We start from the raw sequence: 12,350 nt of genomic DNA, 5'->3' as shown, positions 1-12,350 counted from the left end.
TTCGTTATGATTATTGTTAAGAGAGCACGATACCTTCTGGCCCCCTTTTTATTTTGTTGCGCTTATTCACCGCCACCCTTTAAGGTGCCCGCCCGAATTACTGCCAAAACTTACCCGCAAAGCTATCGCCACTTTGTTACAACGAGTGGGATTCGCTATGTGAGTTTATTAGTACCGGCGAAAAAAACGGAAGGGTACGACAAATAAACTGCGGCAAATCGTCGCAACTACAGGCGATAATGTGGCCATAGGGCGGCAAAAATGTCAATCAATTTATCGCCAAACCGATCACTAAGCACGCAAGCAGCGCAATGAATAAACGCCTTACAGCACCCGGCATCACCCGCTGGCGCCACTACCACCGCGGCATTTGGCCGCTGGTGTGGCCGATATTACTGAGCAATTTATCCGTGCCTTTGCTGGGCGCGGTGGATACCGCCATTTTGGGCCATTTGCCCCAGGCGCGCTTTTTGGGCGCCGTGGCCGTGGGCAGCAGTATTATCACTATGGTGTTCTGGTCACTGGGGTTTTTACGGATGGGCACCACCAGCCTGGTGTCGCGGGCAGTAGGGGCCGAAAACCAGGACGAGGCCCTGGCATTGTGGCTGCGCTCGGCGGTGCTGGCCCTATGCCTGGCAACGATGCTTATCGCTCTGGGCCAATGGCTGGTGCCCTTTGCCATAGAGCTTATGGCCCCGGCCAGCGACATTGCCCCCTTAGCCACCAGCTACAGCCATATTCGCCTGCTTAGTGCCCCGGCCACGCTGCTGAATTACACCTTAATTGGCTGGTTTATCGGCCAGCAGGATACCCGCCGACCGTTGCTGATATTGGTGTTCACCAACGGCGTGAATATCGTTTTGGATATGGTGTTTATTTGGGGGCTGGGCCTTAACAGTGACGGCGCCGCCTGGGCCAGTGTAAGCGCCGAGTACGCGGCGCTATTGCTGGGCCTGTGGCTGCTGGCGCGCAAGCTTTATCAACTGCCAAGCGGGCGTCGTTCACTGACCGATCAGTTAACCCGTTTACGTCATTTTGCCGATTATTTGCCGCTTTTAACGGTTAATCGCCACCTTTTCGTGCGCACAGCCTGCCTGCTTGGGGTGTTTACTTTTTTTACCGCCCAGGGCGCCCGGGCGGGCACCCATGTGGTCGCGGCCAACGCCATTTTACTGCAGCTACTCATGCTTACATCCCACGCGCTGGACGGTTTTGCCCACGCCGCCGAGGCCCTGTGCGGCAAGGCCACCGGGCAGCGCAATTGGGCGGAGTTTCGCCGGGTGTGCGGCGCCACCACCTCCATGGCCCTGGCCACAGCATTGGGTATTAGCCTGATCTTTGCGCTGGGCGAACCCCTGTGGCTGGACGCCTTTACCGCCATCGCCCCGGTACTGGCCGAGGCCTCGCGCCAGTTCGGTTGGCTGATCGCTCTGCCGCTGCTGACCATTTGGGCCTATCAGCTGGACGGGATCTTTTTGGGGGCGGGATTAACCCGCGCCATGCAATACACCATGTTGGGGTGCATGCTGGGGGTCTTTTTTCCGCTGTGGTTTATCACTCAGGGGCTGGGCAATACCGGCCTGTGGCTGGCGTTTAGCACGTTTAACGGCGCGCGCAGCCTGGCCATGGGGTGGGTATTTTGGCGTTATTTGCAGCGCAAGCTAGGATAGTGGCCTCTCGCAAACATCTTTACACTTTTGTTGCTCCCCCGAGCTTGCAAAGCTGCACTTTTATATTATTTTTTAGTTAACTTCTATCCCGTTCGTTTTATTCCAAGGCAGGTATGCATTGCGGGCTCACAAACTATTACACGCAGAGGGTATTGTGCCTCCGGCCACCTCCCAAACCCCAACACTGGCCGCGCGAGTGGATGCCATTCGCCACTTGATCGACGAGGCCGCCCAGACCGAGGGGGAAACCGTCTCCCTGGTCGACAGGCTGCACCAGCGCAGCCTTAGCCTACACAGTGCTATTCGCTTGGCCCCGGACACCGCCCCTTTGCAGCTGGCGGACTTTGTGGTGCGCTATATTGAGCATGTGCCAGATTTTATCGAGGCCATATACACCATTGCCCAAGAGGCGGATATTTTAGAAGGTATTGAGCCGCTACTAACCATTGCCGTGGATTACTTTCTGCACCCGCCGGAGCTTTTGAGCGACCACAGCCCCATGGAATCGCTGCTGGATGAAGCCTATCTGGCCCACCGCCTGCTGGAGGAAGTTAACGACCGCTTTATCGGCCGCTGCGGCGCCCCGCTGGCGCCCATGGACACCACCCGCGCCAACCTGATCGCCCACGAGCTGATCGGCGAGCCTTTCGCCAACGAGCTGGACCAGGCGGTGCTGTTTTCCGCCGATTTGCTGTTGGCCGAGTACACCTTTAAGGGTGAAGCCTTCGACCGCTTTTTTGCCCAGCACCGCCAGCACGGCTGGTCGTCCGAGTTATCGCGCTGGCCCTGTCTGGCCGCCGACCGTTCAATATTTTTAAATTTCAATCCGGGGTAGCCTTCACTGCCCCCCAGGCTCTGTGTGATTAGACAAGCGGAGCGGTCAATGCCATAGTGACAGACATCCAACCACGGCCCAACAAACAGCTGGCCCATGCACGAGAACGAACGATTTATTCAACTGCACAAACAGTTGATGCAGCTGAGCCACAGCGAGGATTTTATTCACCGTTCGCGGCAAAGCAAACTGGACGAGCTAGCGCGCCAGTGCTGCCAACTATTGGGCGTTGACCGAGCCAGCTTCTGGCGACTTACCAAAGGCCAGATGGCGCTGGAGCAGATTACCCTGTTCGATACCCGCCAGGGTTTTGTCCACAGCGCCGAAACCATCCCGCAAAAAGACCACCCCGACTATTTTTCGGCCCTGCTGCGCGAACGTGTGATAGACGCCAGCGACGCCGCCCAGGATATACGCACCCGCAGCTTCGCCAAAGACTACCTGCGCCTGCACGGCATTCACTCTATGCTGGATGCCCCCATTTTCGATCACGGCCAGATTTACGGCATTTTGTGCTTAGAGTGCTGCCAACCCCGCGACTGGACCCTGCCCGAGGTATCCTTTGCCTGCGCCCTGGCCGATACCGTCAGCCTGATTAACACCTACGAAGCCTGGCAACAAAGCCAGCAAATTCTGGACTATGTTACCCACTTTGATGACTTAACCGGGCTGTGCAATTTTCGCGCGCTGCGCGCAAACCTGGACAAACTGATAAAACAGCGCCCGCAAACCGGCGACAACGCCTTTGCCCTGGCCTGGATTAACATTGACAAGCTCAAACAGGTAAACGAAGGGCTGGGGCCAGATGTGGGCGATACGGTTATCGTCACCGTGGCCGAAAAACTGCGGCAGCTGTCACACCACAACCGCGACACCATTGCACGCCTGGGAGGCAATGAATTTGCCCTGGTAGTAAAACCGCACAGCGGCGACGACACCCTGGCGCAAAGCATAGACACCTTTGTCGAGCATGTGTTGGAGCCCCTGACACTGCCGCGTCACAAGCTGGACGTCACCCTGACAACAGGCCTATGCCTGTATCCCGAAGACGGCAAAGACAGCACTGCGTTACTGCGCCACGCCGAGGCGGCTATGTACCAGGCCAAATCACAGGGGACCAATTGCGCACAATTTTTTAACGCCCAAATCTCGCGGCAAGCCAAGGCGCTGTTTGCGCTGGAGCGTGATTTACGCGAAGCCACCGAACGCCACACCCTGGACGTTTACTACCAACCCATTGTCGCCGCCGGCAGTGGCCAGCTGGTGACGCTAGAGGCACTGGTACGCTGGCACCACCCCCAAAGCGGTCTGCTCAACCCCGGCGAGTTTTTGCCCCTGGCCAAAGCGGCAGGATTAATGTATGACATCGACCAGTGCGTGATGCACCGAGTCTGCCAGGACCTACAGCAGCTGCAGCACGAGGGCCTGACGCCACCGCGCATCGCCATCAATTTATGTGCTGAACAAGTACTGCACCCGGCGCTGGCCGACAATATTGAAAAATTACTGCAGTACTATCAACTGCCCGGCACCCAGCTCGAGTTTGAAGTGACCGAAGACGTCATTCAGCACGACTCGCGCCAATTGCGAACCTCGCTACAGGCGCTGGTTAAACAGGGGCCCACCCTGGCCATTGACGACTTTGGTACCGGCTATTCGTCGCTGTCGCGGCTAAAGCATCTGCCGTTTCGCAAGTTAAAGATAGACCGCTCATTTATTAACGATTTGCCACTCAGCGGTGCCGACTGCGCTATTATCCACTCCATTCTCGGACTGGCGCGCGGTCTGGACATGTCTATTGTCGCCGAAGGAGTAGAAAGCGATGTCCAGCAGCAGTGGTTACACCAACAGGGGGTCGACTACCTGCAGGGCTATAAATTTGCCCGCCCCATGGCACTGGCGGCGCTGAGCGACTGGCTGCACTCCCGCGGCCCGACGTAGTCTAAGACTTGCCGGAATCCCCCGGCAGAATTCTCACCACATCCTCCCCCGCCGACGGCTCGGGCGCGCTCACTCGGGTGGGTAGCTCGCGCGTATTGCCGGGAAAGTGCAGCTCGTCCAAAAAGCCGCAGGCCACGCACTCGCGGTAGTCTTTATCATCTTTGCTGTAAACCTTAATCCGATCCAGTGCCTCGCAGCGCGGGCAGACGGCCCCGGCCAAAAACCGGGGTGTGGTGCTGTAGGTACTCACGATGCCTCCCCCAGCAATCCACTGTGGCGCAACAGCGGTTCGATGGAGGGTTCGCGACCGCGAAAGCTTACAAACAGATGCATAGGGTCGCGTGAGCCACCGCGCTGCAGAATCTCTTGCAAAAAGCGGGTGCCGGTCTGGGTGTTAAACACCCCCTCTTCCTCGAACGCCGAAAAGGCGTCGGCGGAGAGTACCTCGGCCCATTTATAGCTGTAGTAACCGGCGGCATAGCCCCCGGCAAAGATATGCCCAAAGCCGTTTTCAAAGCGATTAAAGGCGGGCTGGGGAATCACCGCCACCTCGCGGCGCACCTGGTCAATCAACTCGGCGGCTGGCACTGGGTGCTCGGGGTTGTACTCGGCGTGCAGGCGCAAGTCGAACAGCGAGAACTCCAGCTGTCGCATCATCTGCATACCCGACTGGAAATTCTTGGCCGCCAACATTTTATCCAGCAGCGCCTTGGGCAGAGGCTCGCCGGTTTCATAGTGACAGGAGATCAGCCCGATGACCTCTTCCTGCCAGCACCAGTTCTCCAAAAACTGGCTGGGCAGCTCTACCGCATCCCAGGCCACACCGTTAATACCGCTGACCGAGGCGACATCAATCTGGGTCAGCATATGATGCAAACCGTGGCCAAACTCGTGGAACAAGGTCGTGACCTCGTCGTGCGTTAAAAGCGACGGCGTATCACCCACCGGCGGGGTGAAGTTACAGGTTAAAAAGGCCACCGGCAGCTGCAGGCCGTGCTCGGTTTGCCGACGCACCCGACAATCGGCCATCCAGGCGCCGCCGCGCTTGTGCTCGCGGGCGAACAGGTCCAGGTAGAAGCTGGCGATCTGCTCGCCGTCTTGGTAAATATGGTAGAAGCGCACATCCGGGTGCCAGCCGTCGAAACTGGCGACCGGCAAAATATCAATACCAAACAGGCGCCCCACCACCTCGAACATACCCTCTATCACCTTTTCGGCGGGGAAATACGGGCGCAGCGCTTCCTGCGAGATATCGTATTTTTGCTGACGCAGCTTTTCGCTGTAGTAGGCCAAATCCCACGCCTGAATGTCGGCGCAGCCCTGCTCGGCGGCATAGGCTTTAAGCTCGGCAAAGTCCGCCTGGGCTTGGGGTTTGGATTTGTCAGCCAGCTCACGCAAAAAGTCCAACACCTGCTCGGGTGTATCCGCCATTTTGGTCGCCAGCGACCGCTCGGCGTAGTTATCAAAACCCAGCAGGCGCGCTTGTTCGTGGCGCAGTGCCAGGGTTTCGGCAATTAGGCCGGTGTTATCCCACTCGGCGGCGCTGGAGCCGTCTGCTTTAACCCCTTCGGCCGACGCGCGGGTGACAAAAGCGCGATAGGTTTCTTCGCGCAGGGTGCGGTCGTCGGCGTACATCATTACCGCCAAATAGGACGGAAAATCCAGAGTGATGACATAGCCCCCCAGGGGCTCGCCATTGTCGTGCTTTTTCTGCTCGCCGGCTTGCTGCGCCTGGGCCAGAGCCGAATCGGGCAAGCCTGCCAAAGGCTCGGCGTTTTCAAAGTGCTTGTACCAAGCGCCGGTGGCGTCCAGCACATTGTTGCTAAAGGTGGTGGACAACTCACTCAAGCGCTGGGCGATGGCGCCATAGCGCTGCTTGTCGTCGCCCTCCAGCGCCACCCCACCCAGCTTAAAGTCGCGCAGGGCGTTATCCACCACTTTTTTCTGGGTGGCGGTCAAATTTTGGTATTCGTCGCTGTCGGCCAGGCGCTGATAGGCCTGATACAACTCGCGATTTTGCGATACCTCGGTGCTGTACTCGGTGAGCAGGGCAATGCTGGCATTGTAGGCGTCGCGCAGCTCGGAATTATTGGCCACCGCGTTTAAGTGGCTCACCGGCGAGAAAGCGCGCTCCAGCTTGTCGTCCTCCGCCTCCAGCGGCGCCACCAGATTGTCCCAGGTGGGCACGTCAACCTCCGCCAGCAAACGCTGTAAATGCGCCCGCCCCTCGTCAATCAGCTGCCTGACGGCGGGCTCTACATGCTCGGGCTTAATCTGGCTAAAGGGCGGCAACACCGCATGGGATAACAGTGGATTTTCACTGGCTGGCTGGGTCATTCTTCCTCCGGTTGGGACGACTCTGGGTCTTGGGTATGATACACGGGTTAATCCGCCCCGCGACGAGGTATTCCCGTGAATTCAAAACAGCATAACGGCACATCCATTCGCTCTTTTCAAAATACTACCCCGACCTTGGGGGAGCGCGTCTATATCGATCCCTGCGCCCTGGTTATTGGCGATGTCACCATCGGCGCCGACTCATCCGTCTGGCCCTTTGCTGTGGCGCGCGGCGATATGCACTCTATACGTATAGGCGAGCGCAGCAGTATTCAAGACAATACCGTGTTGCATATTACTCACGCTGGCCCCTTTAACCCCGAGGGCTTTCCCCTCACCATCGGCGATGATGTAACCGTGGGCCACAGCGCCTGCCTGCACGGCTGCACCATTGGCAACCGGGTGCTGGTGGGTATAGGCGCAACCGTACTGGACGGTGCGGTGGTGGAGGACGAGGTGATTATCGGCGCCGGCACCCTGGTGCCACCGGGCAAACGGCTGGAATCCGGCTATCTGTATGTGGGCTCGCCGGCTAAGCAGGCGCGGCCGTTAAAAGACAGCGAAAAAGAGTTTTTCCGCTATTCGGCGGGTAATTATGTGAAGTTGAAGGATGAGTATCTTGCTTGACGGCTGACGGCTGACGATTTTGCCGCTGGTAGTCACAGCAACCACAAGCCTCTATACTGGCCGGGCACGATTGGAAACTAGGGCCTGCTAACACTAACTAGATGCACCTGCTGGAAGCCAGTTTTGTTTCCAGTTAGGCGCCGTGAGCGAAGTTTGGTTGTTCCAAATAAGCGATCGGCAACGACGCTGGGGACAAAACTGGCTCCAGCCCTTCGGGTTGCGGCTAAAAATCCGCCACTCTGCGTTGCTCGTCGTTCATTTGGAGTGACCAAACTACTCTCCTCGCGCCTTGATTGACAAATTTTTAGACGCAACAGGCTGCATCTAGTTAGTGTTAGCAAGCCCTTATAATTATATCTAAGGAGAGAAACCATGCGGCCCTCCCGTATTGCCGATATCCGGCCAGTATTTACTGTTTTACTCACATTCATCAGCACTTTGCTAATAACCAGCTGCCAGAGCAATGTCCAGGACGACAGCGCGAATGCAGCGCAAAACGCCCCTATCGAGAAAATCACCAGTGTAGAAGGTATTACCGAATACCGGCTGGCTAATGGTCTGCAAGTGTTGTTGTTTCCGGACCCGACCAAAGAAAACATCACCGTTAATGTGACCTACCACGTGGGCTCTAAGCACGAGAACTACGGTGAGACCGGTATGGCCCATTTGCTGGAGCATTTGTTGTTTAAGGGCTCTACCAACCACCCCAATATTCCCGACGAGATGAGCCAGCGCGGCGCGCAATCAAACGGCACTACATGGTTGGACCGAACCAATTATTTCGAAACTTTTAGCGCTAACGACGATAATTTAGATTGGGCGCTGTCGATGGAATCCGACCGCATGGTCAATTCGTTTGTCAGTGCCGAGGATTTAGAATCGGAAATGACGGTGGTATATAACGAGCTCCAAAGAGCCGAGAACAGCCCTTTTCACGTCACCATGCAAAAGCTTCGCTCGTCAGCTTTTCTGTGGCACAACTACGGCAACCATACTCTGGGCGCACGCTCTGATCTGGAACATGTTTCTATTGAAAAGCTGCGCGCCTTCTATGAGATGTACTACCAGCCGGACAATGCCACACTGATTGTCGCGGGGAAAATTGATAGCGCTAAAGCTCTGGATAAAATCCAGCAACACTTTGGCGGTATTGCCAAGCCCGAACGCAGCCTGCCCGAGATGTATACCCGCGAGCCCGCCTCGGACGGCGAACGCAGCGTCACCGTACGCCGGGTGGGCGATACCCCTCTGGCCATGGTGGGTTATCACACACCCCCGGCGGCGCATTCGGACTCGGCGGCTTTGGCGGTATTGGCCAATATATTAACCGACCAACCCCGCGGGCGTTTACACAAGGCGCTGGTAGAACCCGGCATAGCCGCGCGCACCGGTGCGTGGTTAGACGCAAAAGCCGATTCCAGTATGTTTATGGGCTTTACCCTGCTCAATGCCGATCAATCCTTGGAGGCAGCCGAACAAGCGCTGCTGCAGCAACTGGAAGGTTTTGCGCAAACCCCCGTAACACCCGAAGAATTGGAACGTGCCAAGCTCACGATTCTGAATGGTTTTGAAAAAAGCATGGAACAGCCCCAAGCCATTGCCATTCAGTTAAGCGACTGGCTAACCAACGGCGACTGGCGATTACTGTTTCTATTCCGCGACCGCATAGAACAAGTCAGCCTTGAGGACGTGCAGCGCGTCGCCGGTGATTATTTACAGCGCAATAACCGCACCCTCGGGCGTTTTATTCCTACCGAAAAACCCGAGCGCGTCGAGCTGCCCGAGGTAGAGAGCATTGACGCTATGCTTGAGGGTTACACTGGGCGCAAAGATATTGTCATAGGCGAAGCTTTTGACCCCTCGTGGGAAAATATCGCCGCGCGCACGGAGTTTTTTACCCTCGGCGATAACATTCGCGTGGCGGCGCTTAAAAAGAACACCCGCGGCGAGAGTGTGCGGCTTAACATTCAATTTAATTACGGCAGCTTAGAAAGCCTGACCGGGAAAGCGCAGTATGCTGGCATTGTGGGCGATATGCTGGGCCGTGGCTCTAAGCAATACAGCCGCGAGGAAATGAAAAGCGCCTTTGACCGGATTCAAACCTACGGCGGCTTTGGTGCCAATGCCGGCGGCGGCTGGGCCTGGCTGGCCAGTAACCGCGATAATTTGGTGCCGGCGCTGGGCATTATTGCCGAGGGCTTAAAAAACCCCACTTTCCCGCAAGAAGAACTGAATCAGTTACTCCAGCAAGCCCAGGCGAGTGTCGAGTCATCGCTCAGTCAGCCCCAGGCCCTGGCCAGTAATTTCGCCCACCGGCGCATAACACCTGTAGCACAAGACCACCCCCAATATGTGCGCACCTTTGATGAGCAGCTGGCGCTTTACCAAAATGTCGAGCGCCAACAACTGGTAGATTATCACCGAGAGTTTTTTGGTGCCGACAATATGTTGGTGACCATAGTGGGCGACTACGACCGCGACCAAGTGGTAAAAGCGCTGGAAAAACATTTTGCCGACTGGACCACTGGCAATAGCTATGAACCCATCGTGCTCGGCTATCAGCCCATTGATACCAGCGACAAGATCATTGATACCCCCGATAAAGAAAACGGATCTTTCTTTGCCATCAACCTTTACGATCTGGATGCTCGCGACGAAGATGCCCCGGAGTTAGTGTTGGGTAACTACCTATTTGGCGGCGGCTTTATCAATAGTCGACTGGCGACTCGACTGCGCCAGCAAGAGGGCTGGAGTTACGGTGTAGGATCGTCCCTAAATCCAAACCGCATACAACCGCGTACCGTTTTCTGGGGGTGGGCGATCGGTGGCCCGGAAAACTTGAACAATATCGAACGAGGCTTTAAAGAAGAGCTGCAAAAAGTTCTGGATGAGGGCTTTACCGAGCAAGAAGTCGAAAACGGTATTTCGGGTATTTTGCAAAGCAACAAAGTCCAACGCGCCGATGACGAAAAGCTCGCGCAAATGCTGCAGCAGATGATGTTTTACAATGAAACCTTGGAACAACATCAGGCGTTTGAAGCCGACATTGCGGACAGCAATAAAGAGGACGTGCTGCGAGTCATGAAAGAGTATTTATCGCCTGAGGATATGCTTTATATTAAAGCGGGGGATATGAATAAAGCCCGTACGGACGCTCAAGCAAGCGGCGCCGAGTAATTACACCGACTTAATCAGCCCGTGCCGAACAAATAGGCGCGGGCTGATGTTTATTGATGCGTCGCACACCACTTTCCCTTCCGAAGTTTTTGCCCTAACAATACCCCTAAAACAACGGCTACCGCTGTAGCGACAATTGCTGAACTATTTTGCAGCACAATATTGATCAAGGGTCGCGCTTGTTGTGCAGGCAAAGCCACCTGATACAAAATATAAACGCTTACCCCCCAGACAATGGCCCAGACTGTAAAAGCGGGGAAAACAAAGCCACGCCTCGCGATTGCCGCACCAATGCCAGCCGCGATAAAATATTGTAAAGAGCCTTTTGCCCATGTGTTAACGGGCCAATTGAAAAGGGCTAGGCCCTCACCGACCGCCCACATGCCTATCAGCATCGCCAGCACCCCAAGAGCCAATCTTGTTGCTTTGTTCATCACTCTCTCCTTTTTAAAGTACATTAAGGTAAACTAGGTGACTAAAGAAAACTCCGCCGCTATTTCCCGGCTTAGAAGTTTTTTGATCAACCAGGCGAACAACGCGATTATCACTAAACCAAATGTCAGGCTAAAATACTGCACAGCTTGCTGCATACGCACAACGCCCTCATCGGGGCTTACCGGAGACATTTGTTGAAATTCTTCCAGCATTGTAAATTGCAAAACGAAACCCGCCAGCTGCCATAAAATACCCAATGACAGTATGACTACAAACGCCCAGCGCGCCCAGTTTTTGCGCTTTAATAGCGCTATCGACGATATCAGGGTAAACAGCGCTACTAGGGTAAAGCTGTAGACAATCCAGCGAAAGTTTTGCAGCATAAAATCCACCAGGGCGGGATGGCCTTGCGCGCTGGCCTGCCAGTTCATACGATCAAAAAAGAGGGTTACCATTAGCGATTGCAGTACGCTAACCAGTAAGGTAAACGATGCACCTATAATGAATATCCATGCGAGAACGGAAACAAAAGTGGAGCGAGGTGAGGGCTGAGCGTATTTGGACATGGCAAGATTCCTTTTGCTATTAGACTAAGGTCATTAAAATCCATTAAGGTGGCCGAGCGCAAGTTAAGGTTAACAACCCATCAGGCGGGAAACCGCACTATCGGACGGAGAAACTATAGTGCAACACACCAACATGGCGACAGCGGCTAATAAAATCATTTGTATCGGTCGCAACTACGCCGAGCACGCCACAGAAATGGGCCACGACCCGGCGCGCAGCCAGCCCTTTTTCTTTTTTAAGCCGGCCAGCGCTTTGCTGCTATCCGGTGGGGACTTTATCTACCCGGATTTTAGCCGCGAGGTACACCACGAGCTGGAACTGGTGGTGCGTGTTGCCGTGTGCGGACGCCACCTACAACCAAAACAGGCAGAGATAAGTGGTTACGCTATTGGTCTGGATATGACCTGCCGGGATTTACAGCGCCAAGCTAAACAACAGGGACGGCCCTGGGAATTGGCCAAAGGGTTTGACGGCTCGGCGCCCTGCTCTGATTTTGTTACCGGCGCTCTCGCCGATCTAGAGAAAACTTCTACACTGTCCCTCACTCGCAATGGCTCGCTGGTTCAGACCGGTGAGTGGCGAGATATGATTTGGAGTATTCCCGAGCTAATCGCCCAGGTGTCGCGCTACATTGCGCTAACTCCGGGCGATTTAATTTTTACCGGAACCCCAGCGGGTGTGGGCCCGGTCGAGCGCGGCGACACCCTGGTCGCAACCTTGGACGATGTCTGTGAATTAAAGGTAAAAGTGGTTTAAACGAG

At 55.5% G+C, this 12,350-nt stretch carries 10 protein-coding genes; 6 read left to right on the top strand and 4 right to left on the bottom strand.

Going from position 1 to position 12,350, the window contains the following annotated elements:
* Positions 1-311: 311 nt before the first annotated feature.
* From M6D89_RS14720 to M6D89_RS14710, 3 genes are all read left to right on the top strand, one after another.
* Positions 312-1,670, top strand: coding sequence for an MATE family efflux transporter (locus M6D89_RS14720; protein WP_253968845.1), 1,359 nt, complete (start codon positions 312-314; stop codon positions 1,668-1,670).
* 154 nt (positions 1,671-1,824) lie between these two features.
* A complete protein-coding gene (locus M6D89_RS14715; RefSeq protein ID WP_253968844.1) occupies positions 1,825-2,505 on the top strand; it encodes a hypothetical protein in 681 nt (226 codons plus the stop codon).
* A gap of 96 nt (positions 2,506-2,601) precedes the next feature.
* Entirely contained in the window at positions 2,602-4,446 is a 1,845-nt protein-coding gene (locus M6D89_RS14710) for a sensor domain-containing phosphodiesterase (protein WP_253968843.1), read from the top strand.
* 1 nt (position 4,447) lies between these two features.
* Here the strand turns inward: M6D89_RS14710 and M6D89_RS14705 are convergent, their stop codons facing one another.
* Positions 4,448-4,696, bottom strand: coding sequence for a YheV family putative zinc ribbon protein (locus tag M6D89_RS14705; RefSeq protein ID WP_253968842.1), 249 nt, complete (start codon positions 4,694-4,696; stop codon positions 4,448-4,450).
* A complete protein-coding gene (gene prlC, locus M6D89_RS14700) occupies positions 4,693-6,783 on the bottom strand; it encodes an oligopeptidase A (RefSeq protein ID WP_253968841.1) in 2,091 nt (696 codons plus the stop codon). Before prlC ends, M6D89_RS14705 begins: the two co-directional genes overlap by 4 nt.
* 75 nt (positions 6,784-6,858) lie before the next feature.
* On the opposite strand from prlC, the gene M6D89_RS14695 reads away from it, so the two are divergent.
* Together M6D89_RS14695 and M6D89_RS14690 are read left to right on the top strand one after the other, a co-directional pair.
* Positions 6,859-7,410 carry a gamma carbonic anhydrase family protein gene (locus tag M6D89_RS14695; RefSeq protein WP_253968840.1) on the top strand — a complete coding sequence of 184 codons (552 nt, stop codon included), beginning with the start codon at positions 6,859-6,861 and terminating at the stop codon, positions 7,408-7,410.
* Between the two features lie 372 nt (positions 7,411-7,782).
* A complete protein-coding gene (locus tag M6D89_RS14690; RefSeq protein ID WP_253968839.1) occupies positions 7,783-10,587 on the top strand; it encodes a M16 family metallopeptidase in 2,805 nt (934 codons plus the stop codon).
* 50 nt (positions 10,588-10,637) lie between these two features.
* On the opposite strand, the gene M6D89_RS14685 is transcribed toward M6D89_RS14690, so the two are convergent.
* Positions 10,638-11,021, bottom strand: a complete 384-nt coding sequence (locus tag M6D89_RS14685) for a hypothetical protein (RefSeq protein ID WP_253968838.1) — start codon at positions 11,019-11,021, stop codon at positions 10,638-10,640.
* Positions 11,022-11,054: 33 nt separating this feature from the next.
* A complete protein-coding gene (locus tag M6D89_RS14680) occupies positions 11,055-11,588 on the bottom strand; it encodes a hypothetical protein (RefSeq protein WP_253968837.1) in 534 nt (177 codons plus the stop codon).
* Between the two features lie 118 nt (positions 11,589-11,706).
* Here M6D89_RS14680 and M6D89_RS14675 point away from each other — a divergent pair, with 118 nt between their 5' ends.
* Positions 11,707-12,345 carry a fumarylacetoacetate hydrolase family protein gene (locus M6D89_RS14675; protein ID WP_253968836.1) on the top strand — a complete coding sequence of 213 codons (639 nt, stop codon included), beginning with the start codon at positions 11,707-11,709 and terminating at the stop codon, positions 12,343-12,345.
* The last annotated feature ends 5 nt before the right edge of the window (positions 12,346-12,350 follow it).

Source organism: Gilvimarinus xylanilyticus, assembly GCF_024195295.1.
Taxonomy (GTDB): Bacteria; Pseudomonadota; Gammaproteobacteria; order Pseudomonadales; family Cellvibrionaceae; genus Gilvimarinus; species Gilvimarinus xylanilyticus.
The sequence above is the reverse complement of the archived record's forward strand: the minus strand, read 5'-3'. Positions and strand labels throughout refer to the sequence as shown.

What these genes read in the sequence shown, in the direction of transcription:
- M6D89_RS14690 (WP_253968839.1), top strand. Translation starts at nt 7,783, where the DNA reads ATGCGGCCCTCCCGTATTGCCGATATCCGGCCAGTATTTACTGTTTTA.
- prlC (WP_253968841.1), bottom strand. Translation starts at nt 6,783, where the DNA reads ATGACCCAGCCAGCCAGTGAAAATCCACTGTTATCCCATGCGGTGTTG.
- M6D89_RS14720 (WP_253968845.1), top strand. Translation starts at nt 312, where the DNA reads ATGAATAAACGCCTTACAGCACCCGGCATCACCCGCTGGCGCCACTAC.
- M6D89_RS14685 (WP_253968838.1), bottom strand. Translation starts at nt 11,021, where the DNA reads ATGAACAAAGCAACAAGATTGGCTCTTGGGGTGCTGGCGATGCTGATA.
- M6D89_RS14680 (WP_253968837.1), bottom strand. Translation starts at nt 11,588, where the DNA reads ATGTCCAAATACGCTCAGCCCTCACCTCGCTCCACTTTTGTTTCCGTT.
- M6D89_RS14710 (WP_253968843.1), top strand. Translation starts at nt 2,602, where the DNA reads ATGCACGAGAACGAACGATTTATTCAACTGCACAAACAGTTGATGCAG.